This is a genomic window from Paenibacillus radicis (ex Xue et al. 2023), from assembly GCF_024722015.1.
Classification (GTDB): domain Bacteria; phylum Bacillota; class Bacilli; order Paenibacillales; family NBRC-103111; genus Paenibacillus_S.
On sequence record NZ_JANQBD010000023.1, the window covers coordinates 69,683 to 94,657 of the forward strand.

Here is a 24,975-nt window from a genome sequence, read left to right on the forward strand (position 1 = left end):
TCGCCTCCTACAAGATTTCTATGAAACTACTTCCTAAAGATTTGCTTAGCCTGCCGTCAAGCGGCCCAAGCAGAGGATTAGCACAGCGTCCCTTATATGTTACAGGGCTGCTGTGCTAATCTATAATGATGGCTATTTGCGCGCAACCATTACCTCAAGCACAGCAAGGCAGGTTATCACTTATATATGCTGCGCAGGCATCGGTCTCGATTGGAAGTTAATGGCCTCAAGCATATGCCAGAGAGCTCTAACTGTATCCAGGGATGTCATGCACACAATCCCGTTTTCTACCGCTTCACGACGAATTCTGAAGCCGTCACGCTCCGGTGCTTTACCTTTGGTCAGCGTGTTCACAACAAAGTGCGCTTCCCCATTACGAATCAAGTCAAGAATGTTAGGTGAGCCTTCGCTCAGCTTGTTAACCGTTGTGACACGAATGCCTGCTTCTTCTAAAGCTTTGGCTGTTCCGCCTGTTGCAACGATTTTGTATCCAAGCTTGTAGAACCCGGTTAAAATTTCGATAGCTTCCTCTTTATCTTTATCAGCAACTGTAGCAATGATCGATCCGGTTGGTGGAATCTTCATGCCAGAGCCGATTAATCCTTTATATAAGGCTTTGGCAAAGTTCTCATCGCGGCCCATTACTTCACCAGTTGATTTCATCTCAGGCCCCAAGGTTGTATCTACACGGCGTAATTTGGCAAAGGAGAACACCGGTACTTTTACAGAAACAAACTCATCTTCCGGCCACAATCCGGTTTGATAGCCCATATCAGCCAGCTTTTCACCCAAAATTACCCGAGTCGCCGCATTAGCCATTGGAATTTTTGTTACTTTGCTTAAGAAAGGCACCGTTCTGGAAGAACGCGGGTTAACCTCGATTACATAAGCCTGGTCTTGATAGATGACGAACTGGATGTTCACCAGACCTACCACTTGCAAGCCTCTTGCTATTTTTACTGTAATATCGATAATCTGCTGTTTAAGCTCTTCAGAAACAGACTGCGGAGGATATACAGCGATAGAGTCGCCGGAGTGAACGCCCGCTCTTTCAACATGCTCCATAATTCCCGGGATCAATACCGTTTCTTTATCGCAGATAGCATCAACTTCCACTTCTTTACCAAGCATATAACGGTCGATCAGTACCGGATGCTCCGGATTGATTTTGACCGCATACTCCATGTAGCTCAACAGCTCTTCATCGGAATAGACGATTTCCATTGCGCGGCCGCCTAGTACATAGGAAGGACGAACCAGTACCGGATAACCGAAGTTAGCCGCCATACCAGCTGCTTGATCGACAGAGGTTACGGTTCCGCCTGGAGGCTGTGCAACATCTAAGCCACGCAGTAAGGCTTCAAACTTTTTACGATCCTCAGCAGCATCTATATTCTCAAGATCGGTACCCAGAATGCGTACTCCCGCTTTAGAGAGAGGTGCAGCCAGATTAATAGCCGTTTGTCCGCCGAATTGAACGATTACGCCGATTGGCTGCTCACGCTCGATAACGTTCATTACATCCTCGAAGAAAAGCGGCTCGAAGTACAAGCGATCCGAGGTGTTAAAATCTGTAGACACAGTCTCCGGATTGTTATTGATAATAACAGCCTCATACCCAGCTGCCTGGATAGCCCATACTGCATGCACAGTCGAGTAGTCAAACTCGATGCCTTGTCCGATACGGATCGGTCCGGAGCCGAGTACGACAACCTTTTGCTTCGTTGTTTCTTTAACTTCATCTTCGGTTTCATAGGTTGAGTAATAATAAGGTGTAGTCGCTTCAAACTCAGCTGCACAAGTATCAACCATCTTATACACTGGCTTCAATCCAATGCTTAAACGGTGTGCGCGAATCTCAGCTTCCTGAGTAAAGCTTAAGCCGCTGTTTGCAGCACTGCGAACTTCAGCAATTGCACGGTCTGTGAAGCCTTTGCGCTTTGCTTCACGCAGCAATTCCTCAGTTAATTCAGGTTGAATCAACTGCTCCTCAAAATGGATCATGCCTTCCAGCTTGCTTAGGAACCACCAGTCGATTTTAGTCAAATCCTGGATTTGCTGCAATGTGTACCCGCGGCGGAATGCTTCCGCGATCAGGAACATACGCTCATCATCCGGCTTGATCAAACGTGTTTCAAGCGTGTCTTTATCCAACAAATCCGTTTCTTTCAAGAACAAGCGGTGAACGCCGATCTCAAGAGAACGTATTGCTTTATGAATCGATTCCTCGAAGGTACGGCCAATCGCCATAACCTCGCCCGTTGCTTTCATCTGTGTGCCAAGCTTACGGTTCGCTGCAGTAAATTTATCGAATGGCCAGCGCGGGATTTTGGATACAATGTAATCCAACGTCGGCTCAAAGCATGCATATGTTTGCCCTGTAACAGGGTTGACGATTTCATCAAGCGTGTAACCAATGGCAATTTTGGCTGCCATCTTGGCGATTGGATAACCGGTTGCTTTGGAAGCCAGCGCCGAAGAACGGCTTACACGTGGATTTACTTCAATTACATAGTATTGAAAGCTGAATGGATCCAGAGCAAACTGAACGTTACAGCCGCCTTCGATATTCAGGGCACGAATAATTTTCAAAGATGCGGAACGAAGCATTTGATACTCACGGTCAGAAAGCGTCTGGCTAGGAGCCACAACTATGCTGTCGCCCGTATGTACGCCAACCGGGTCAAAGTTTTCCATGTTGCAAACAACGATACAGTTGTCGTTAGCATCACGCATAACCTCATACTCGACTTCTTTCATACCTGCAATGCTTTTCTCAATCAAGCACTGTCCAATCGGGCTGTAGCGGATACCAGAAGCTACCGTCTCCAGCAATTCATCTTCATTAGCACAAATACCGCCGCCAGTTCCTCCCAGCGTATAAGCAGGACGAACGATGATCGGATAGCCAATCTCGTTGGCAAAATCAACCGCAGCATCTATTGTTGTAACGATAACGCTATCCGGTACCGGTTGCTCCAGCTCTCTCATCAGATCACGGAACAGATCGCGATCTTCAGCCTTTTCAATCGCTGTAAGCTGAGTTCCAAGCAGCTTCACGTTCTCACGCTCAAGCACGCCTGCACGAGCCAGCTCAACAGCCATGTTCAAGCCTGTTTGGCCGCCCAGGGTTGGCAGTAAGCCATCGGGACGCTCTTGACGAATAATTTGAGTTACAAACTCAAGTGTAATAGGTTCGATATATACTTTGTCAGCCATGTTCGTGTCGGTCATGATCGTAGCAGGATTGCTGTTGATCAGTACAACCTCCATGCCCTCTTCTTTTAGAGCCTGGCAGGCTTGAGTTCCCGCATAGTCAAACTCGGCTGCTTGCCCGATAACAATCGGACCGGAACCGATAACCAATATTTTTTTGAGGCTATTATTTTTTGGCATAGTGAAGCTCTCCTTTCGATGCAGGGGTGACTGAGCCGGCTGTAAGAGCTGCAAGCTTGGAAGCTGCAGAAATTTGAGCCTGTTTAGGCAACTGCGGGTTATTTTGCTTGTGCTGACGGATCATTGAGATAAAATCATCGAACAAGTAGCTGGAGTCAAAAGGCCCCGGAGCCGCTTCCGGATGATATTGGACTGAGAATGCAGGGTGCTTCTTATGCTTTAATCCCTCGATGGTGCTGTCGTTGTTGTTGATGTGTGTAACTTCAAGCTCAGTACCAGCAATTGAGTCATCTTTTACTGTGTAGCCGTGGTTTTGTGAAGTAATATAGCAGCGGTTGCTTTGCAAATCTTTAACCGGATGGTTACCGCCACGGTGACCGAATTTCAGCTTGTCGGTATCGGCTCCGCATGCAAGTGCAAACAGCTGATGTCCAAGGCAGATGCCGAAGATTGGGAATTCGCCCAAAAGGTCAGCAATCATTTTAACTGCTTGTGGAACATCCTTGGGATCCCCAGGACCATTGGACAACAGAATACCGTCTGGCGCCAAGCGACGAATTTGATCAGCCGTAGCGTCATGCGGAACTACTACAACATCACAGCCGCGCTTTGTAAGATCACGCAGAATTCCACTTTTCGAACCGAAGTCAACCAGGACAACGCGCTCTTTAGTACCAGGGGCGCTAAATACGCTCTTAGTGGAAACTCTTGATACTTGATCTGTCATTAGTGTACTGCCGGTCAACTGCTCCAGCAGCTCTTCGACTCTCTTGTTAGAGGTTGTCAGCAGACCTTTCATAACCCCATGGTGACGAATTCGGCGAGTCAGCATTCTTGTGTCGATATCGCTGATCCCGATAATACCGTATTCCTTAAGCAGGCTGTCGAGGGAGTACTCCGCTCTCCAGTTGCTTGGTACCGTTTCGTGCTGGCGCACTACAAAACCGTGAATAAATGGACGAATTGCTTCAAAATCATCACGTGCGATACCGTAGTTTCCGATAAGCGGGTATGTCATTGTTACAATTTGTCCACAGTAAGACGGGTCTGATAGTACCTCTTGGTATCCTGTAATTCCTGTATTAAAAACGACCTCGCCAACCGAGTCGCCTTCACTTCCGAATGATTTTCCGGTAAATAACGTACCGTCCTCCAACAATAATCTTGCCTGCATGCCATTCAACTCCTTATCAGTGTGAAGAACTATTAATGTAGTACCAACATCTGCATAAAACTTATCTATGTGTAAAATGTTAGACGAACCTAGATTCAGTAAGATTTAGCCTGCCGCTGTCTATTTAATCAAGATTCTGACCAGACCACTTGACCGCCCACTATCGTATGAGTCGGCCATCCTTTCAAATTCCAGCCAATAAACGGTGTGTTGCGACCTTTTGAAGCAAATTCCGCAGGGTCCACTGCTTTTTCCGTATTCAGATCAATTATGGTGATATCCGCCTCTTTGCCTACTTCCAAGGTACCCAGAGGCAAGCCAAAAACTTGAGCCGGCAGCGAAGTCATTTTGTCTACCAGGAATTGTAGTGTCCATTGTCCTGTTGCTATAAACTTTGTGTACAGAAGCGGGAACGCCGTCTCAAATCCGACGATGCCAAACGGAGCGAGATTAACGCCTTTGGCTTTCTCTTCTTCGCTGTGAGGAGCATGGTCCGTTACCAAGATATCGATGGTGCCATCCAGCAAGCCTTCGATACATGCTTGTACATCCTTAGGAGTACGAAGCGGTGGGTTCATCTTCCAGTTAGCGTCGTCCAAGCCAGGGATATCTTCATCCGACAGCAGCAAATGATGCGGGCATACCTCTGCTGTAACTTTAATTCCGAACTGCTTAGCATGGCGGATCAAGCGAACTGACTGCTCGGTACTGACATGGCACACATGGTAATGTACGCCTGTCGCTTCTGCAAGCAGCACATCGCGGCCTACATGGATCGCTTCCGATTCATTCGGAATAGCTTTCAGGCCATGCTTCCGGGAAAATTCGCCTTCGCTCGCCCAAGCGCCTTCAACCAGCGTATTATCTTCGCAGTGCGCGATAATCGGCAGCCCGATGGATGCGGCTTTGGCCATTGCATCCTTCATCATTTGCGCGCTTTGCACGCCTACGCCGTCGTCTGTAAAGCCGATTGCTCCCGCTTGCTTCAATGCGTCAAAATCCGTCAACTCGCGACCCAGCTCGTTTTTGGTGATGCAGCCATAGGGCAGCACACGAACAATGCCTTCGGTTTCAGCCTTGTCCAACACATATTTCACCGTTTCTACCGTATCGATAACCGGACGTGTATTCGGCATGCAGGCGATCGTTGTGAAGCCGCCGCGCGCCGCTGAGCGGGTTCCGCTCGCGATCGTTTCCTTGTGCTCAAAGCCCGGCTCACGCAAATGCACATGCATATCGATCAATCCGGGCGTTACAAGCTTTCCGGCAGCGTCGATGACAGTATGTCCGGCTGTCTCAGGCAGCGCGCCTGCAGCGTCTATCATTTTTTCTATAGTATTGCCTTCCAGCAAAATATGTTTTTTCGATAACTCATTGCCTGCTGCAACAACTTGTGCATTTATGATCCAAATTCCCATAATAGCCTCCCTGCTATGATATGTATTAGGTTTATTAGTTTAGGGCCCGCTCGATAACGGCCATACGAATTGGCACACCATGGCTCATTTGCTCAAAAATTTTGGACCGTCCGCATTCAACAAGCACATCATCAATTTCTACATCCCGGTTAACCGGCGCCGGATGCATGATAATCGCATGCGGAGACATTGCTGCTTCACGTTTGACAGTCAACCCATAAGCCTCCCGGTATTCCTCGGTTGACTTGAATACACTCTCCTCATGCCGCTCCAGCTGTACTCGCAGCATCATAACGACATCAGCTTTCACAGCCTCTTCCATCTTGATGTAAGGGGCATAAGCGGCCAATTCCGGTGCCTGCATGCTTTCCGGAGCGCAGAAGCTTACCTTGGCGCCAACTGCCTGAAGTGCCCACAAGTTCGAGCGTGCTACGCGGCTGTGTTGGATATCGCCAATGATGGAGACGTTCAAGCCGCGAAGTTCGCCGAAATGCTTGCGCATCGTATACAGATCAAGCAGCGCCTGAGTTGGATGCTCACTGTTTCCATCACCCGCATTAATTAGCGGCACTTTAACATTCTGAGCAAGCTCAGCCAACAGTCCGTTAGGCTTCATCCGGATGACACCGGCATCGATTCCCATCGACTCCAACGTTTTCACTGTGTCATAGATGGACTCGCCTTTTTGCACACTGGAGGCTGCCGCTGCAAAGTTTAATACCTCAGCGCCAAGACGTTTCTCAGCGACTTCAAAAGAAAACCTCGTTCTCGTGCTGTTTTCAAAAAACATATTAGCCACAAACCGGCCTTGTAAGTGATTCGACAGCTTTACGGGATATTGTTCCCAATAAGCGGCGCGATCAAGTATCGATGTAATTTCTTGTGCGCTCATCCCTTTGGTGCCTAACAAATGCTTCTCTGATACGACCTTCAGCTGTGTCATCCGTTGTGCCTCCTCTGCTGCGTAATTACGACTTGATCGACTCCATCCACTTCATTAAGCTGAACTTCAATCGACTCCATCCGGGATGTCGGTATGTTCTTCCCTACATAGTCCGGACGGATCGGAAGCTCCCTATGCCCTCTGTCTACCAGAACCGCCAATTGAATGATCTGCGGTCTGCCAAGATCCATTAGAGCGTCCATTGCCGCCCTTACGGTTCTTCCTGTATAAAGTACATCATCGAATAAAATGAGCTTCTTATTATGAATATCCATTGGCGATTCAGCGGACTCAGCTTGCAATTTGAATTTCTTCTCGGGCCTGCCTGATCTGTCATCGCGATAATGGGTAACATCTATTTCTCTTACAGGTGCAGGAACATTCTCGATATCCAGGATCAGCTCGGCAATCCGGTTGGCAAGGTAAATGCCCCGGGTGCGTACACCGATCAGCATGCAGTTTTCAAATCCTTTGTTCTTCTCCAAAATTTCATGGGCTATCCGAGTTAATGCGCGCCGCACTCCCGTTGCATCCATTAGCACATGCTCGTGCTGTTCCACTTCATGAGACAAGGTCATCGACCCCCTGTTATTAGGTTTGACATATAATCATCCCCCAAGAGTGAAGCTAAGCCATCGCGGCTTATTCCTGATACATTCGGGGGCTCTTGATATCCACTGTCTTATCAATCAAAAAAAACCTTGCCATTGGGCAAGGTTTGCGGACATAACGAGAGATCCGGATGCGGAGAAATTGAGCCTGACTCAGACTCGATCCCTCCGGAAAATCCGCTTCTACCATTCGTTCACCTTGCCAGCCTCTCTGGACTGTTCTTAAAGGTGCTATTCGATTACAAGCATTATCCCATGTTCGACAACTGATGTCAATAGGATTGTCGCTGTTTTGTCGATGCCTGTCAGTTCGAACATTGCTAGAACATAGGTTTTGTGCTATAAAGAATAAAGAATGTTTCGCCAGTGTCCGGGCTTATCCGTACGCGGTAATTTACATAAGGAGTTGGAATTTTGCATGTCAGAAATGAATACGCAAGAAATTATTAATTTTATTAAAACCAGCACCAAGAAAACACCGGTGAAAGTATATGTGAAAGGCGACTTAGAAGCAATTGATTTCGGCTCTTCCATCCAATCCTTTATCTCCGGTAAAAGCGGCGTCTTGTTCGGCGAATGGACAGAAGTTAAAAGTGTACTAGACGAAAACCAAAGCCGCGTAGAAGATTATGTAGTAGAGAATGACCGTCGCAACTCGGCTATTCCTACACTGGATCTGAAAAACATCAACGCACGCATCGAACCAGGCTCCATCATCCGTGACAAAGTTTCCATCGGAGACAATGCCATCATCATGATGGGTGCATCCATCAACATCGGAGCATCAATCGGTTCAGGCACTATGATCGATATGAACGTTGTAGTCGGTGGACGCGCACAAATCGGCAGCATGTGCCATATCGGTGCCGGTTCTGTAGTTGCAGGCGTTATTGAGCCTCCATCCGCTCAACCTGTCGTTATCGAAGATGATGTTCTTATCGGAGCCAATGCGGTTATTCTTGAAGGCGTACGCGTTGGTAAAGGCTCAGTTGTTGCTGCCGGCGCTATTGTTACTCAAGATGTTCCTGAGTATACCGTTGTTGCAGGAGCACCCGCACGCGTTATTAAAAACGTAGATGCCAAAACCAAGTCCAAGACTGAAATCTTGATGGACCTGCGTACCCTGTAAGGCTTACGGTTATTGATTACAAGTACGGCTCGGCGAACGTCGCCGGGCCTTTTTTGTAAGTTTCAACAATACGAGTGAGAGGAGCAATTTCCGATGACCCCGAGTACACCAGAAGCTATTAGTCCTTTTGCGGCTATTCGCAGAGAGCTGCACCAAATACCTGAACCCGGCTTTGCCGAATTCAAGACCCAGCAATTTCTGCTGGATTATATTCAGAAGCTGCCTCAAGAACGAATTGAAGTTCGAACATGGAGAACGGGCATTCTTGTAAATGTAAAAGGCACCTCCCCTACGCGCCGTTTTGGCTATCGCGCTGATATGGACGGACTGCCAATTACTGAAGACACGAGCTATGAATTCCGCTCCACTCATCCCGGCTTTATGCATGCCTGCGGACATGATGTTCATATGTCAATTGGACTTGGCGTACTTACCCATTTCGTGAAGCAGCCCATTAAAGACCATATTACGTTTATATTTCAACCCGCGGAGGAAGGTCCAGGCGGAGCTCAGCCTATGCTGGAATCCGAGGAGCTGCAGGATTGGATGCCTGATCAGATCATAGCTCTCCACATTGCACCGGAATACCCTGTTGGAACGATTGCAACGAAGCCAGGGATTTTGTTTGCAAATACATCCGAGCTGTTTATTGATCTTACCGGTAAAGGCGGCCATGCTGCCTTCCCCCATTTGGCCAATGACATGGTTATTACTGCCTGCCAGCTTGTTTCACAGCTGCAAACGATTATTTCCCGCAATATCAATCCACTTGATTCCGCGGTTATTACGATTGGTAAAATCGAAGGCGGTACGAAACAGAACATCATCGCAGAGAAAGCCCGCTTGGAGGGAACTATACGCACCCTTTCCGCTGATACTATGACGCTGATTAAATCACGTATCGAAGCATTGACTGCAGGAATGGAGACTTCCTTTAACTGCAAGGTTGATATCGATTATGGCGCCAATTACCGCCAAGTGTTCAATCATGCTGAAACCACTCGCGAATTTATGGACTGGGTCCAGGAATCAAGCTCCATGAAGCTGATCGAATGTACGGAGGCGATGACAGGTGAAGATTTCGGATATTTTCTCGCCAACATCCCCGGGTTCATGTTCTGGCTCGGTGTCGATACACCCTATGGACTTCATCACGCCAAAATCGAGCCTAATGAGCATGCCATCGATCTGGCGATTAATCTGATTAGCGAATATATTTCTTGGAAATCGGAATCAAACAAATAAACAAATACGAAAAACAGAGAGATAACGGAACTGCGGCTTCCGTTACCTCTCTATTTTTTTGCGTTGTACTTGCCATTATTCTTCATGAATAGCGGAATTTTCAAATCCATTCAGAACCTTTAGAGCACTTGGCTACTTCCCCGCTATCCGTAATATTAGGAAAGCACCGAATAGGACAGGCAATCCTCTTTCCTCTACTCAGGCCTTCCAAGGATTAGTGACCTCGATTCATCTGTAGGTTTAATTGCAATATCAGTTATCAAAAATATTTATAGGCTGAGTTTTGATCTCCACTTATTTATACACTCTGCACAGCCCAGTAGAGAAGGCTTAGGGCTAACTCTTGTTATCCCTTTCTGTCTCGCTTTCCTTCAAGCCTCCCCCTTTTATGGCCACTACAGCCTATTTCCAATCCAACTCCTGCACTTCTGAATACAGCTTCAGCTAGCACCGATCTGAAACTTCTATCACCCGAATTCATAGGAAAATCAACCTTCAGCTTGAATAATATATTCATGAAGGATCATTATTCTTCCCAGAAAAACGCAAGAAAGGAGAGGGCTGTATGATCGAACCAACTGAATCTATCTATAATTCCGAGGACGTTAATAAAATGCTCGATTCTTTGCTGCGCGAAGCGGCGCCGTGGTGGAATGAATTTTATTCCGACCGGGAGAAAGGAATTCCTTTCTTTGTAAACGCTCCTGACGAGAATCTGGTGCAGTACTTTGACAGCAATACTCTAATTCCGGGCCGAGTGCTTGAGCTTGGCTGCGGCCCTGGCCGCAATGCGATCTATATGGCTCAAAAGGGCTGTGAAGTCGATGCCGTAGACTTATCGCAGGAAGCCTTGACTTGGGCTAAGGAAAGAGCATCGAGCCTAGATGTAAATGTACGTTTTCATTGTGCCAATGTATTCGATATGACCTTTACTCCGAACAGCTATGATCTCATTTATGACAGCGGCTGCTTACATCATATCGCTCCGCATCGCAGAATTTCTTACATCGATATGATCCGTAAAACGTTGAAGCCCGGAGGCTGCTTCGGCTTAACTTGCTTTGTGTATGGTGAACAAGGAGCACAGATTACGGATTGGGAGGTATACCGTTTACGCAGCTTAAAGGTAGGATTAGGGTATACCGAACAGAAGCTCCGTACGCTATTCCATGATTTTCAGGTTGTAGAGCTGCGACGTATGATCCGGCAGGTACAGCCTAATCCCCTTTTCGGGGAATCCTTCCTGTGGACAGCACTTTTTCAAAAGCAGTGCTAAGCCCAACAACGAATAGGTTGAATGGCGACTACGCTCACTTGGTCGAAGAAAAAACAACAACCACTGTAAACAGTGGTTGTTGTTAATAACGATCTATATCAGCCTATCTTGCAAAGGACGGCTTTTTATATGTAGCTTTCTTTTCAAACACTATTGTATATTCTTTATCTGCCCCTCCAACAACCGACGGAGCGACAACAAAGTGGGACTTCACGGCAGGAACACGGCCACCCGATTTATTCTTATCCGGATATAGTTTGCTCATACAGAATCCCCTCCAAAAAGATAATTAACCGTTCCCATTAAATCCTCATTATCCTCATACACTTTATTAAGATCATCCTGACCGACGGCAGTAGGACCTGTGAGATGTACGGTCAATACAAGTTTCTTGTCTACAGGATAACACAGTAAGTACTCATAAGCAACATGCTGCCTATATAGAAAAAACTGTACTTTACTGTTTAGGTAAGCATCCAGAACCCCTATCCTTTGCTCACCCGCTTGTTTGGCATCGTTGGCTCCTATGTTATAAAATCTTCCCTTTCCGACATTGCCGGCAACTTGCCGCAGCCCATCGCTTCCCTCCACGTTCCATACGGATACTCCCCTTACTTTAAAGCCCTTTAAAGCGGTGGGATCATAGGCATTTCGAAACGCTTCATACAGCTTTTCAAACTTATTTAGTTCATTTAGCTTTTGAATGTCAATAAACTCTATAAAAAAGTGCAGAATTTGCTGCTTCCTATCGATCTCAATTCTAGCGGCTTCAAGCTGTTTTACAGGATCTCTAAACAAGCCCAGCTCCTCAATATTCCTTATAATTTCAGCACACGCCACATTAACAGCTGCCGAGTAATTTTTATCGGAACGAATCTCATATTTCAAAAGGGTGAGCCCAAACAGATCGGAAGGAATATGAAACTCATTGATATCTATACCATTCTTATGCAAGGGAACCAGATTAGGGACCAAGAAAAAGACCCGTTTCCTCTTTAATCTCCCCCAAAACATTCCCATTTCAAAAATCGTATTATCTCGGGGAGATAAATAAATTTGCTCCCTCATGTAAACGATATCATCAGCCGAAAACACAAATACCGCGAAATCCGTATTCTCTAGCTGCTCCTCAAGATCTTCCATCGGGTATTTGTTTGCTTTAAAAACTTCGGCTGACCATGGAGTGACCTCTGTGTAGTAGCTCAATTGTTGATGAATGGCTGTAACAAGAGGAATGGATTCTCTTGCCGATCCAATGAAGACCCGAGGTTTATTCACAGCACATGCCTCCTCTCCTAAGGAAATCATTTCCTTTTACTATACTAAAAAAGCTAGCTTTTTACGAGAAAAAGCCCCTCATACCCATCTACAAGGAGGTATTAAGGAGCTTTTTCAATCTTAATAATAATTTATTAAAGGAGTTTACAGCTTACGTACAAACATTTCCAGACGCTCCGTCGCTTTTTCCAATATATCCATTCCATAAGCATAGGAGATTCGAATATAGCCTTCTCCGTATATCGAGAATGCATCCCCCGGTACAACCGCGACCTTCTGTTCTTCCAACAGCTTCATTGTAAAATCCATGGATGATAGCTTAAACTTCTCAATGGAGGGAAACAAATAGAAGGCACCTTCTGGCTTCTCCAGTTCAAATCCCATATCTAATAGCCGCTTGTATACGAAATCTCTGCGCTGAACATACGCTTCCTTCATTGGCAGCGCGTCGTCTACACCATTCGTTAATGCCTCCAGAGCTGCATATTGGCTAATCGAGCTGGCACAAGTTACATTGTATTGATGCACCTTAACCATATGCTGTGTGATCTCTTCTGGAGCAAAAGTAAAGCCTATCCGCCAGCCTGTCATGGAATGGGATTTGGACAACCCGTTAATGACAATCGTTTTCTCGCGCATACCGGGATAAGATGCCAATGATACATGAGGCTGACCATAAATAAGTTCGCTGTAGATCTCATCAGATATGACGAATATTGATTTGTTTTCCAGCAATTTTGCGATATCCGCCAGTTCTTCCTTACTCAACACGCGGCCGGTAGGATTCGAGGGATAGCATAAAATAATGCAGCGCGTTTTTTCCGTAATATGAGGCTCCAGCAGCTCTGCTGTAAGCTTAAATCCATTATTACGCGTATCAGCGTATACCGGGACCCCACCGCACAAACGAACTAAAGGCTCATACCCAGGATAAATAGGACCAGGCAATATTACCTCAGAGCCTTCCTCCAAAATAGTACGCAGCGTGATGTCCAGAGCCTGGCTGGCTCCCGAGGTAACGATTACCTCCGATTCGGGTCGATATTCCAATCCGTATTTCCCTTTAACGAATGCCGAAGCGGCTTGACGCAGCTCCAGCATTCCCGGGTTTGGTGTATAGGTTGTTTTATGAGCATCTATTGCAGCATGAGCCGCTTTCATAATATGATCTGGCGTCGGAAAATCCGGTTGGCCGATCGTTAATGTCAACGCATCTTTATAGGTACTGACCAGGTTGGAAATTTTGCGGATACCCGAGATTTGAATATCCTTTACTCTAGGATTAACTAAATGTTCCATTTCCGCATCATCCTTATCGATTTTTTAGGACATGTGTCAAATGCTGCATGTCTTCTGGCAGAGGAGCTTCGAACTGAAGCTGCTCCCCTGTTCGCGGATGCTTGAAGCCGAGCACAGCCGCGTGCAGCGCTTGCCCTTCTATCGTCATACTTTTGCTGCGTGACGGGCCATAGGCCGGATCACCGGCTAGCGGGTGACCGATAAACTTCATATGGACGCGGATTTGATGCGTCCTGCCCGTTTCGAGCTTCAGCTCCATCAGCGTGTAATCGCCATAACGCTCCAATACAACAAAATGAGTTACAGCGTGCTTGCTATTTCGCTCTGTAACCGTATATAGCTTACGATCATGCGGATCCCTTCCGATCGGTGCATCGATAGTACCGTGCTCATGCGCAACATTGCCATGTACAACTGCAATATATTTGCGGTTCACTGTATGCAACTTTAACTGCTCTGCCAACGATGTGTGGGCCAGATCATTCTTCGCAGCCATCAGCAGCCCCGAGGTATCTTTATCGATACGATGCACGATACCCGGTCTCATGATGCCATTGATTCCCGATAAATCCTTGCAGTGATGAAGCAGCGCATTAACCAATGTGCCGCTATAATGTCCCGGTGCCGGATGAACGACAAGACCGCGAGGTTTATTCACAACAATTAGATCGGAATCCTCATACACTACCTCCAACGGTATTGCTTCAGGAGTCAGATTCAACTCCTCCGGTACAGGAATTACCAAAGCCAAGCGGTCTCCTTCGATCAGCTTATAGTTAGCTTTTACAGAAGCACCGTTCACCGTTATATGACCTTCCTTTATCCATTGCTGGACCTGTGTACGAGATATATCCTCATCCAGTGACTCTGTTATGAATTTATCAATCCGTTCCCCGCTGTCTTCCGTTTCTGCAACCCATTCTTTTAGATTGTCCAAATTGTCGAAACCTTCTTGTTCTGATGCCGCCATTCGTTTACGCGCCTCTTTTCTCATTTCTCCAGGTGATTAAAGAATCAACAAAAATCAAAATTACCCCTACGACAATTGCCGAATCCGCGATATTGAAAATAGGGTAAGTATAATCCACAGGACTGCCAAACCAATTAAATTGAAAACGGAACTGCAGGAAATCAACGACCTCTCCGAACAAAGCACGATCAACAAAATTGCCAATGGCTCCGCCAAGCAGCAAGCTTAATGCAAACGGCAGAAGCTTGCGCCCTTCTCTGAACGTTTTACGCAAATACCAAACAATTCCACTTACAACTACAAGAGTTATAACAATGAAAAACCAACGTTGATCCTGCAAAATCCCGAAAGCAGCTCCTCGATTGCGATGAGATGTAATTTGGAAAAATTCACCTATTACCGGTCGCGATTCACCCAGCATCAGATTTTTGACGATCGCCCATTTGGTCACCTGATCCAACAGCAGCACAAACAGTGCATATATGTAATATCTCAACGTTTCATCTCCTAAGGGTTTCGCATGAGCGAAATCAGCATCGTAAGCATTAACTTAGTTTTGCTTTAGCAAAACTATCCTGGTAAGCATAAACCTGATTTATGGCTTCAACAAAAATTTTAGTTTTTTACGCCTGCCTTATTTTTCTTTTACAATGATGCAAGCATTTTCCTATCTTAAAAAACACAGTTTGAGTAAAAAATAGTAGCATTGCGATATTATTAAGGAGGCATTCCCTATGAGCAGTCAGCCACTTCAACTGAACTCGCAGCAGCTTCAAGGCTTAAAATCCGTTCTGCAGGAAGAGAAGCAATGGCTGGAGGAAAAGCTTGAATCCAATGACCACTTTGGTCTTAACGAATCACTAAGGTTTCAAACCGGAGAATTATCGACCAATGACAATCATCCCGCCGATCTCGGAACCGAAATGTTTGAACGTAGTAAAGACATAGCCTTGAATGAAAGCCGGGAGCGGCACCTTACTGATGTAACCGAAGCTTTACACCGTATGGATAACGGGAAATATGGACTTTGCAATACTTGCGGTACCCCCATTCCCTACGAGCGATTACAAGCTGTCCCAACAACGCTTTATTGCATGGAGCATGTTCCTGATCCGCACGCTTCTAATAACCGCCCAATCGAAGAAGACCTTCTAGCCCCTCCATTTGGCAGATCCAGCCTGGATGAGCTATCGAAACAAACCGAATTCGATGGCGAGGATGCTTGGCAGATCGTCGAGAGCTGGGGAACTTCCAACACACCGGCTATGGCCGAGGATCCGAACGTCTCGAATAATTACGATGACATGGAGATTGAAGCCGATGAGCATGTCGGTTATGTTGAATCCTTCGAAAGCTTTCTCGCAACCGATATGTATGGTCAGCATGTTACCGTTGTGCGCAACCAAGCCTATCATGATTATATGCATAGCGGCGAAGGCGAAGGCTTGCTTGAACCCGATTCTGATTCCGAAATCCAATAGCAAACCCAATCCCTTGAGCTATACCGATATTATTCAGAAGCTTGCTTTCATCCGCAGCCGTGTACCTACGTTTCATCCAGCATCCATTCCATTCAAAATATAACTAACGAGCAATCCGGCACAAGATACTTAGGTATCTTATGCCGGAGTTGTCCGCTGGTATTAAGAAGTAGCACGGGTACTCAGTTTGATTACATTCGAACAACGTTTACAAAGCGTCGGATGCTCCGAATCGTGACCGACCTCAGGAGTAACGATCCAGCAGCGCTCACACTTCTCACCTTCTGCTACCGTAATCTGTATAGCAAGCCCCTTTAGTTGAAGCGCTTCTGATGGGACAGCAGAACTTAATTCGTGAATTTCAACCGCCGATACAATAAACAATTGATCCAGCTGTTCGAATCCTAGTAGAAGCTCCAGAGTTTCAGCGTCAGGATACAAATGAACAGCAGCTCCGAGGGAGTTTCCGATCAGCTTTTCCTTGCGCGCCTCCTCTAACCCCTTTAGCACATCATCACGCAAGTCAATAAACCTTTCCCACTTGAGCTCAATCGCTTCGTTATACAATGAACGGTCTACTGCGGGCAGTTCACTCAGCTGTACACTTTCCAGCTCAACTCCTGGAATATACTTCCACACTTCATCAGCTGTATGCGGTAAAATTGGGGCAATCAATTTAGTTATTACCGTCAAAGCGTCATATAATACGGTTTGAGCCGCTTTTCGTGCACCATCATCAGGCAAGTTAGCATATAACCGGTCCTTGATAATATCCAAATAGAAGGAACTCAGCTCAACCGCACAAAAATGATGTACTGCTTGGTAGACGACATGGAACTCGTAAGACTCGTATGCTTTTACTACACGTTCCGTCATGCGGTTCAGCCGTACTAATGCAAACCGGTCTAGCTCACTCATAGTATCAGAGGACACGCGATCCTTAACCGGGTTAAAATTGTACAGGTTTCCAAGCAGGAAACGCAGTGTATTCCGAATTTTGCGATATACTTCTGTAGTTTGAGTCAAAATATTATCAGAGATTCGATGATCCTGTTGATAATCAACTGAGGATACCCACAATCGAAGGATATCCGCACCTAGCTTATCACATACTTTATTAGGGTCGATTGTATTTCCAAGCGACTTGGACATTTTACGGCCTTCTCCATCAAGAGTAAAGCCATGGCTCAAAATTCCTTTATATGGCGCTTGTCCCTTTGCTGCAACACCGGTAATTAAAGATGAGTTAAACCAGCCGCGATATTGGTCGGAGCCTTCCAAGTACAAATCAGCCGGCCATTGCAATTCCTCGCGAGTTTCCAGGACTGCAACATGACTTGATCCCGAGTCGAACCAAACGTCCATGATATCTGTTTCTTTGCGGAAATGAGTATGCCCGCATTTCGAACAAGCAGCTCCTTGCGGCAGCAGTTGGCTTTCATCCTTTTGAAACCAGGCATTGGAGCCTTCTTCTTCGAAAATTCGCGCAACATGCTCAATAGTCTCGTTATTAACTAAAGGCTCATTACAGCTGCGGCAGTAAAAAATCGGAATAGGCACGCCCCATACACGTTGGCGAGAAATACACCAGTCTCCACGATCCGCAATCATATTATGAAGGCGAACCTCTCCCCAGTTCGGCGTCCACTTAACCTGCTTGATCTCTTCAAGCATCTCCTGACGGAACTTATCTACAGAAGCAAACCATTGTTCAGTCGCTCGATAAATAACCGGCTTCTTCGTACGCCAATCATGGGGATACTGATGCTGAATCATGCTCATTTGCAGCAGATGTCCAGACTCCTTCAGCATCTCCGTAATCATTTTATTACCCTTATCATAGAAGACACCTTCAAAGCCCGGAGCTTCTGCTGTAAAATGTCCCTGATCATCTACAGGGCATAATACGCCCAGATTGTAACGCTGACCAATTACAAAGTCATCTTCACCATGGCCAGGAGCTGTATGAACACAGCCTGTACCTGCTTCCAATGTTACATGATCACCAACCATTACCAAAGATGTACGGTCATAAAACGGGTGCTGGCATAGCACATACTCCAGCTCGCTTCCTTTTACCTGGGAAAGAACTTCAACATTCGTCCATCCGATTTGCTTGGAAGCTGCTTCCAATAGGCCTTGGGCTAATACATACTTCTTCCCGTCAGCCAAAACAATTGCATAATCAAATTCCGGATGCAAGCTGATGCCTAAATTTGCAGGAAGAGTCCATGGTGTCGTAGTCCATATAACGATCGATGCATCTTCTGGCAGCTTGCCCTTGCCGTCCTTCACCTGAAAGGCTACGTATACGGATGCAGAAGTTTTATCTTGATACTCAATCTCGGCTTCTGCCAGAGCGCTCTCTGAGGATGGGGACCAATATACAGGCTTCAAGCCTTTGTAGATATAACCCTTATTGACCATTTCGCCAAAGACACGGATTTGCTGCGCCTCATATTTAGGCTGCAAAGTAATATAAGGGTTTTTCCAATCTCCACGGATCGCCAACCGCTTGAATTGCGATTTCTGCTTCTCTACGGATTGAAGAGCATACTCTTCACAGTATTTGCGGAACTCGTGAACGCTCATTTTTTTGCGGTCAACCTTGCCTCCATTGGCAATGGCCTGCTCAATCGGCAAGCCGTGCGTATCCCAGCCTGGCACATAGGGGGCATCATAGCCCTGCATCGTTTTGAACCTGACGATAATATCTTTCAACGTCTTATTCAATGCATGGCCGATATGGATATCTCCATTCGCATAAGGAGGCCCGTCATGCAAAATAAACTTGGGCTTTCCTTTGCGGCTTTCCTGTACTTTAGCGTAAATATCAATTTCTTCCCAATGCTGCTGTAACTTCGGTTCGGCTTGCGGCAAGTTGCCACGCATTGGAAATTCGGTCTGCAGCAGGTTTAATGTTTTTCCATAATCCATCGTCAGCTTCATCTCCATCGAATAAAATAGTATCCCGCCCCAACGAACACTTAAGGCATTCCATTCCCCTCCCAACTACAAGCTCTCGCTCTTGGAGAGATATTGTGAGGGTCAGAACAGCGTTTGAATAGGGTCGGTGAAACAAAAATAAACCTCCCATCCCAAAAGGGACGAGAAGTCTCGCGGTACCACCCTGATTAAGGCTGCTGCTCCCTGCAGAAGGATTTTAAGATAAACGTTCCTTCCGACGGCAATAACATAACCTTCGCTCATTGATCTATAACGGGATCATCCGATCTTCTTTACTGTTATTCAAGAGACGCTCATGGGTGATTTTCGTTTACTACAGTGGCCAGGCTTCCACCAAATCCCCGACTCGCTAACACTGCGTACGTAAAGTACTCGTCCCAGTCAACGCTTTACATGATTATTAACTTCATTTATGAGCAACCATTACTCCAAGCTGGACATGTTGGTTGTTAATGGCCTCATGCCACATAACTACTAACACCTCTAATGGTTGTTACTTATACTGGAGTATAGCGAAATTGCAGCTCTTCGTCAACTTACCATAAGTCATGTTACATATAACAAGCCTAGTTACGGCTGCTCAACTTCCATCCGCTCCAAAGAATTCCAATCTTCCTTGCTAAGCAGCTCCAATTGGGCCTCCAATAAAGTACGGAACCTTGTGCGGTAGATGGAAGCCTGCTTTTTCAGCTCTTCGATCTCCACAGCAACTTTACGCGACTTCGTCAATGATTCGTTAATGATCCTATCCGCGTTTTTCTCCGCTTCTTTTATGATTAGCTGTGCTTCTTTCTTGGAATTGTTCTTGACTTCATCTGCCGCTTCTTGGGCTACAATGATTGTTTTACTTAATGTTTCTTCAATATTGGAAAAATGATTCAGTCGTTCTTGAATGGTAACCAATTGATTCTGCAAATCTTTATTTTCCCGAATTAACGCTTCATAATCTTTAATCACCAAATCCAAAAATTCATTAACCTGGTCTTCATCATACCCACGAAATGAACGTCCAAATTCTTTATTATGTATATCCAACGGTGTTAAAGGCATTGCTGCACCTCCTGAATATTTAAAAAACACTTTTATATGCTTAACTTCTGTCCTACGCGTATTGCTATATTCGACAGTTCCCTTCATTTTCCTTCATTCCACAACAAAAAAAATCGGCGTTAAACAAATTTGCCGATTTTCACACGATATCTTCCTTTTTTAGTAACGCCTTCCACATCCAGCACTTTAAAGCGTCCAAATCCTTGCAATGAAACAATATCACCGGAACGAAGCGGCTTGCTTGGATCTTCTTCTTGTTTCCAATTGACCTTACAACGCCCTGCCTTAATCGGAATTAAGACTTTAGCTCGACTCATATGATATACATCGCTCACAATACCATCCAGACGCAACGAGGCCACCGATAGGCTGATTTCCTCCAGCTTAGTACCGGAAGCTTGCAGTCGTTCGATCGGAAGCTGCTCGGTTTGTACGTGAACGCGATGCACCTGCTGCAGATTTAACCTCATGTAATCCGCTACCTCTGAAGCCACCAAGAAATGGCATCCCTGCTCTGTCACATGAATATCGCCTATCTTCTCTCTCTTCATTCCCAGAGCTAATATGGAGCCCATATAATCTCCATGATCCAGTTCTTTGAGCCTGTCGTCAAGAGATGATACAGCGATCAAAGTAATTCCCATATCCTCGTTATCCAAATCCCGGTAGTCAGGGGCAATCAGAGCTCGTTTGCGTTCGGCTAGTTCATGCCCACCGTCCCACCTCACATGTACATCCGGACTGCGGTTCACAAGTGTTGTTAAAATAAAGGCTTGCCGCGGATCCAAAAAGTCCGTCAGCTTCGCTGTATGCTGTTCCGCACGTTCCACCCACTCGGTTGCCTTGTCGACAAACCGATGCTCATCGGGGTGAAAGTGGTTAAGTAGATTGTCCGTATTCAACACGACACAGGTCACCTAACAAAAAAAGATAGAACCGCACGGATTCCTTCGCCGATGAAGCGCAGCGCAATCAAAGCTACGATTGGAGAAATATCAATCATTCCGCCAATCGGAGGTATAAACCTACGGAATATCGATAAGTAAGGCTCACATAGCTTGCCTAACATCTCTCCGATAAAGCTTTCCTTTGCGCTTGGGAGCCAAGACAACAGTACATATGCTATGAGCATGTATGTATAGATTTCGATGAGCGTTCCGATGTAACCGTAAATAGTACCTAACAAGCTATTCACCTCAATTTAGTGTGTGGTAGTCTATCCCTCGTGATTTAGTATTTCCGAGATGGACCCATGAATTTCAACGGTATCCGGTGTGCACAGAAAAATGTTAGGGCCAATTTTGGAAATTGATCCATTGAGCGCATATACAGTTCCGCTCAAGAAGTCCACTATGCGTGTTGCTTGATCTGAACGAACCAGATGCAGGTTCACAACAACAGGTCGGCGTGAACGCAAATGATCAGCTATCTCCTGTGTGTCCTCATATGACTTGGGCTCCAATAACACTACACGGACATTTTTCTGAGTATGGATACTTACTACGTTTCCTTTATTTTTACGTTGCTCCGAATGATTGGTTTCATGTTCATCCGATTGTTCTACTACGCGTTCGCGCTCTATAACTTCTTCTTCCTCTTGGATACCAATGAAATTCATGAACTTGTTCATCATTCCCATGTTATCTCCTCTTTCCCTACTAAAATGGAACCCAAACGCACCCAGGTTGCTCCTTCTTCTATCGCTACCTCGAAATCGCCTGACATCCCCATTGACAAATGCGGTATTTCATACCCAAGACTCTGCCTTTGGTTAAGCTCGTCCCTCAGCTGACGTAACTTTCGAAACACCGGCCTTGTTAATTCAGGTTCCGTCTCGTATGGAGCCATGGTCATCAAACCGATAATACGGATATGCTTGTAAGTCTTCAGTTCTTCAATGAAAGCAGGCAGCTCTTCCGGCTGCATCCCATACTTCGTTTCTTCACCTGAAATATTTAATTGAATAAAACATTCGACTTGTATATCTAGTGCGGCTGCTTTTTTTTCAATTTCTTTGGCGAGTGATAACCGGTCCAAGGAATGAATATAGGTAAACTTCCCGATAACATCCTTCACCTTATTAGTCTGAAGATGGCCGATAAAATGCCAGATACCCTGATCTTTGAATGCTTCCCACTTCGGCCCAGCATCCTGCCAGCGATTTTCCCCGATATGACGCAGACCATGTATAAGCACCTGCCCTGTTGTTTGTACAGATACATACTTGGTTACTGCTATAACCTGCACATCGTTTCGATCACGACCGGCTCGAGCACACGCTCTCGATACTTTGTCCTCAACTTGCTGTATATTATGCGTTAGCAGCAAAACGTTAGTCACCTCTATTCATATAACCCAATCCAAGCAGCCATCCTGCCTGTTTTCCCGCCTTCTTTGCGATGCGAAAAGAACAAATCGGTACGACAGCTTGTACATAAACTACTTATTTCGATATGTTGTGGCATAATTCCTGCTTTTATCATAATTTGTCGGTTTAATTGTTGCAAGCTTAACTTGTATTTATAGTTACCCAAATATTCATATATTGAACAATATTTCCCCGCAGCTTCATTGTCAATTTCCAATTCGGCCATAACCTCTCTTACTCTGGTCAGGACAACTTCATCAACCTCATAACAGCAGCCTTGGATGGAAGGACCAATTGCAGCTAGCATTTTTTCCGGATGAGTACCATATTCACTCTGCATCGCATTGATGGTAGCTTTGGCAATCTGCAGCACCGTTCCCTTCCAGCCGGCATGAGCCAGTCCTATAGCTCTATGAATGGGATCATAAAAATATAAGGGCACGCAGTCCGCAAACAACGCATGCAGAAATATTCCAGTCTGATTCGTAATGAAAGCATCTTTGGATTGAATCGCTTCTTCCCTTGAATGAATGCCTGCACCCGCATGCTCCTTAGTGATAACCTCTACCTCATTGCCATGAACCTGCTCAGCATAGGTACAATCATTCAATTGTGCATGGAGCGCTTCAGCCAAAAGCTGCCGGTTGTTAACTACATGACCTGGAACATCTTGAACGTGAAGACCGCAGTTAAGACTGCCAAACGGATGCTCACTGACACCGCCAAGCCGCGATGTAAAACCCGCCGTTAATCCAGAATCTTTTTCCAGCCAACCCTTTATATATAAAAGCCCGCATCCATTCTGTTCTTTTTGCAATAAAAACGGTTCCATACTATCGCCTCCTGTACCATTACCCGTTCCACATACTCTACTTACCAGTATACACGATGAATTGCAAACAGCACACATCCTTCTGCATATACCGCGGAGAGCGGCCAGCATTCGTCCGTGTGCTGCTTGAGATATTCATGCCTATCCCCGATACTGCCGATTGTACTCAGTAGGAGAATCCGTTTCCTCTTGTTGACGGAAGCTTCGTACATCATCGATCTTAACCAGCACGACATCCATCCCGATTTTCACAATGTTTTTCCACGGAATTACAACATCTGTCGCTCCACCGAACAAACCGAAAAAACGGCTGCCGTTCGGAACGACAATAGACTCAATTCGCCCATTTCGTAGATCCAGCTCTAAGTCGCTCACTTGGCCGAGCTTTTTTCCGTCCACAATATTGATTACGTCTTTGGTTTGAAAGTCCGATATTTTCACGCTGCAACCACCACGTATCATTTGGATTCTGACCTGCTACTTCTATATGTATGTGAAACTTGGGCAAAATGTCCATTTCACGAAAAATCTTCTCATTGAAGCCATCTGACAATAAAAAAAAGACCTATCACCCAAAGGTGAGTAAGTCTTGTGTTGTTCAGAAAAAGAATTAGTTAGTTCTTAACATGCTTCTGCATCTGCGTAATGGCTGATTTTTCCAGCCTGGATACTTGAGCTTGAGAAATGCCGATCTCATCAGCTACTTCCATTTGAGTTTTGCCATCAAAGAAGCGCATAGATAAAATCATTTTTTCCCGGTCATTCAGCTTATGCATGGCTTCACGAAGAGCAATCCCCTCAATCCAGGAAACATCCTTGTTGCGATCATCGCTGATTTGATCCATAACATATATCGGGTCTCCCCCATCATGATATATAGGTTCAAATAACGATACAGGGTCTTGAATGGCATCTAATGCAAATACAACATCTTCCTTAGGTACGTTTAACGCTTCGGAAATTTCGTAAATAGTTGGTTCACGAGAGTTCTGATTGGTCAAACTGTCGCGAACTTGCAGTGCTTTGTAGGCAATGTCCCGTAAAGAGCGTGATACGCGAATTGGATTATTGTCCCGTAAATAGCGGCGAATTTCGCCTATAATCATAGGTACGGCATACGTGGAAAATTTAACATTTTGGCTTAAGTCAAAATTATCAATCGCCTTCATCAGTCCAATACATCCAACTTGAAACAGGTCATCCACAAATTCGCCGCGATTGTTGAAACGCTGAATCACGCTAAGCACCAATCGTAAATTACCGTTTACCAATTTCTCTCTTGCCAACCGTTCATTGTTGGTTTGCAGCTGAACGAATAATTCACGCATTTCCGCGTTGGTCAGAACAGGAAGCTTTGCAGTATCCACACCGCAAATCTCAACTTTGTTTCGGGTCACCGTGATTACCTCCCAAGGAGAAACATTACTGTTAATTATCTCCTTGGAATGCTTTTTTATGCGTATGCCTTCGGACGGCTCCCAACGCAAATGGGTATTAAAAAGCCGGCAAAACCAATCAGCACAAGCGCGGATTCGCTT

23 protein-coding genes and 1 other annotated feature are annotated in these 24,975 nt (G+C 45.7%); of the genes, 4 read left to right on the plus strand and 19 right to left on the minus strand.

All coding sequences use genetic code 11. From position 1 onward, the window contains the following. Nucleotides 1–180 precede the first annotated feature (180 nt). The 5 genes from carB to pyrR all read right to left on the minus strand — a co-directional run bounded on the left by carB (nucleotide 181) and on the right by pyrR (nucleotide 7,491). The gene (gene carB, locus NV381_RS27410) at nucleotides 181–3,396 is read right to left on the minus strand and encodes a carbamoyl-phosphate synthase large subunit (RefSeq protein WP_258216486.1); all 3,216 of its coding nucleotides are present in this window, start codon (nucleotides 3,394–3,396) and stop codon (nucleotides 181–183) included. Then, nucleotides 3,383–4,570 (minus strand): carbamoyl phosphate synthase small subunit, encoded by a 1,188-nt coding sequence (locus NV381_RS27415; protein ID WP_258216487.1) that lies wholly within the window; start codon nucleotides 4,568–4,570, stop codon nucleotides 3,383–3,385. The genes carB and NV381_RS27415 overlap by 14 nt, the downstream gene beginning before the upstream one ends. Before the next feature lie 128 nt (nucleotides 4,571–4,698). Continuing rightward, on the minus strand, nucleotides 4,699–5,988 hold the full coding sequence (locus NV381_RS27420) for a dihydroorotase (RefSeq protein ID WP_258216488.1): 1,290 nt from the start codon (nucleotides 5,986–5,988) through the stop codon (nucleotides 4,699–4,701). A 34-nt stretch (nucleotides 5,989–6,022) separates the two neighbouring features. Then, the gene (locus NV381_RS27425) at nucleotides 6,023–6,931 is read right to left on the minus strand and encodes an aspartate carbamoyltransferase catalytic subunit (RefSeq protein ID WP_258216489.1); all 909 of its coding nucleotides are present in this window, start codon (nucleotides 6,929–6,931) and stop codon (nucleotides 6,023–6,025) included. Continuing rightward, complete coding sequence (gene pyrR, locus NV381_RS27430) at nucleotides 6,928–7,491, minus strand: bifunctional pyr operon transcriptional regulator/uracil phosphoribosyltransferase PyrR (RefSeq protein WP_258216555.1); 564 nt, start codon at nucleotides 7,489–7,491, stop codon at nucleotides 6,928–6,930. The genes NV381_RS27425 and pyrR overlap by 4 nt, the downstream gene beginning before the upstream one ends. 469 nt (nucleotides 7,492–7,960) lie before the next feature. Between pyrR and dapD the strand changes: the two genes are divergently transcribed. The 3 genes from dapD to NV381_RS27445 all read left to right on the plus strand — a co-directional run bounded on the left by dapD (nucleotide 7,961) and on the right by NV381_RS27445 (nucleotide 11,192). Next, the gene (gene dapD, locus NV381_RS27435; protein ID WP_258216490.1) at nucleotides 7,961–8,671 is read left to right on the plus strand and encodes a 2,3,4,5-tetrahydropyridine-2,6-dicarboxylate N-acetyltransferase; all 711 of its coding nucleotides are present in this window, start codon (nucleotides 7,961–7,963) and stop codon (nucleotides 8,669–8,671) included. Between the two features lie 93 nt (nucleotides 8,672–8,764). Continuing rightward, nucleotides 8,765–9,916, plus strand: a complete 1,152-nt coding sequence (locus NV381_RS27440; protein WP_258216491.1) for an N-acetyldiaminopimelate deacetylase — start codon at nucleotides 8,765–8,767, stop codon at nucleotides 9,914–9,916. Nucleotides 9,917–10,481: 565 nt separating this feature from the next. Then, nucleotides 10,482–11,192, plus strand: a complete 711-nt coding sequence (locus NV381_RS27445) for a class I SAM-dependent methyltransferase (RefSeq protein ID WP_258216492.1) — start codon at nucleotides 10,482–10,484, stop codon at nucleotides 11,190–11,192. A 103-nt stretch (nucleotides 11,193–11,295) separates the two neighbouring features. On the opposite strand, the gene NV381_RS27450 is transcribed toward NV381_RS27445, so the two are convergent. From NV381_RS27450 to lspA, 5 genes are all read right to left on the minus strand, one after another. Next, nucleotides 11,296–11,457, minus strand: a complete 162-nt coding sequence (locus tag NV381_RS27450) for a hypothetical protein (protein ID WP_258216493.1) — start codon at nucleotides 11,455–11,457, stop codon at nucleotides 11,296–11,298. After that, nucleotides 11,454–12,470, minus strand: a complete 1,017-nt coding sequence (locus NV381_RS27455) for a nucleotide-binding protein (RefSeq protein WP_258216494.1) — start codon at nucleotides 12,468–12,470, stop codon at nucleotides 11,454–11,456. The genes NV381_RS27450 and NV381_RS27455 overlap by 4 nt, the downstream gene beginning before the upstream one ends. A gap of 144 nt (nucleotides 12,471–12,614) precedes the next feature. Beyond that, entirely contained in the window at nucleotides 12,615–13,769 is a 1,155-nt protein-coding gene (locus NV381_RS27460; RefSeq protein WP_258216495.1) for an aminotransferase A, read from the minus strand. A gap of 13 nt (nucleotides 13,770–13,782) precedes the next feature. After that, nucleotides 13,783–14,739 carry an RluA family pseudouridine synthase gene (locus NV381_RS27465; protein ID WP_258216496.1) on the minus strand — a complete coding sequence of 319 codons (957 nt, stop codon included), beginning with the start codon at nucleotides 14,737–14,739 and terminating at the stop codon, nucleotides 13,783–13,785. Between the two features lie 4 nt (nucleotides 14,740–14,743). Next, nucleotides 14,744–15,235 carry a signal peptidase II gene (gene lspA / locus NV381_RS27470; protein ID WP_258216497.1) on the minus strand — a complete coding sequence of 164 codons (492 nt, stop codon included), beginning with the start codon at nucleotides 15,233–15,235 and terminating at the stop codon, nucleotides 14,744–14,746. A gap of 238 nt (nucleotides 15,236–15,473) precedes the next feature. On the opposite strand from lspA, the gene NV381_RS27475 reads away from it, so the two are divergent. Next, nucleotides 15,474–16,220 (plus strand): TraR/DksA C4-type zinc finger protein, encoded by a 747-nt coding sequence (locus NV381_RS27475; protein WP_258216498.1) that lies wholly within the window; start codon nucleotides 15,474–15,476, stop codon nucleotides 16,218–16,220. Nucleotides 16,221–16,382: 162 nt separating this feature from the next. On the opposite strand, the gene ileS is transcribed toward NV381_RS27475, so the two are convergent. The 9 genes from ileS to sigG all read right to left on the minus strand — a co-directional run bounded on the left by ileS (nucleotide 16,383) and on the right by sigG (nucleotide 24,834). Continuing rightward, nucleotides 16,383–19,157: an isoleucine--tRNA ligase gene (ileS, locus tag NV381_RS27480; protein WP_258216556.1), complete on the minus strand. Its 2,775-nt coding sequence runs from the start codon at nucleotides 19,155–19,157 to the stop codon at nucleotides 16,383–16,385. A gap of 163 nt (nucleotides 19,158–19,320) precedes the next feature. Next, nucleotides 19,321–19,581 (minus strand) — a binding site (T-box leader). A gap of 176 nt (nucleotides 19,582–19,757) precedes the next feature. After that, on the minus strand, nucleotides 19,758–20,237 hold the full coding sequence (locus tag NV381_RS27485; protein ID WP_258216499.1) for a DivIVA domain-containing protein: 480 nt from the start codon (nucleotides 20,235–20,237) through the stop codon (nucleotides 19,758–19,760). Between the two features lie 119 nt (nucleotides 20,238–20,356). After that, a complete protein-coding gene (locus NV381_RS27490) occupies nucleotides 20,357–21,139 on the minus strand; it encodes an RNA-binding protein (RefSeq protein WP_258216557.1) in 783 nt (260 codons plus the stop codon). 11 nt (nucleotides 21,140–21,150) lie between these two features. Further along, on the minus strand, nucleotides 21,151–21,423 hold the full coding sequence (locus NV381_RS27495) for a YggT family protein (protein ID WP_258216500.1): 273 nt from the start codon (nucleotides 21,421–21,423) through the stop codon (nucleotides 21,151–21,153). Nucleotides 21,424–21,453: 30 nt separating this feature from the next. Beyond that, on the minus strand, nucleotides 21,454–21,876 hold the full coding sequence (locus NV381_RS27500) for a cell division protein SepF (RefSeq protein ID WP_258216501.1): 423 nt from the start codon (nucleotides 21,874–21,876) through the stop codon (nucleotides 21,454–21,456). Further along, nucleotides 21,867–22,565, minus strand: coding sequence for a YggS family pyridoxal phosphate-dependent enzyme (locus tag NV381_RS27505; RefSeq protein ID WP_258216502.1), 699 nt, complete (start codon nucleotides 22,563–22,565; stop codon nucleotides 21,867–21,869). Before NV381_RS27505 ends, NV381_RS27500 begins: the two co-directional genes overlap by 10 nt. Before the next feature lie 14 nt (nucleotides 22,566–22,579). Beyond that, entirely contained in the window at nucleotides 22,580–23,437 is an 858-nt protein-coding gene (pgeF, locus tag NV381_RS27510) for a peptidoglycan editing factor PgeF (RefSeq protein ID WP_258216503.1), read from the minus strand. A gap of 141 nt (nucleotides 23,438–23,578) precedes the next feature. Further along, entirely contained in the window at nucleotides 23,579–23,878 is a 300-nt protein-coding gene (locus NV381_RS27515; protein WP_258216504.1) for a YlmC/YmxH family sporulation protein, read from the minus strand. A gap of 173 nt (nucleotides 23,879–24,051) precedes the next feature. Then, entirely contained in the window at nucleotides 24,052–24,834 is a 783-nt protein-coding gene (sigG, locus tag NV381_RS27520; RefSeq protein WP_171653588.1) for an RNA polymerase sporulation sigma factor SigG, read from the minus strand. Between the last annotated feature and the right edge of the window lie 141 nt (nucleotides 24,835–24,975).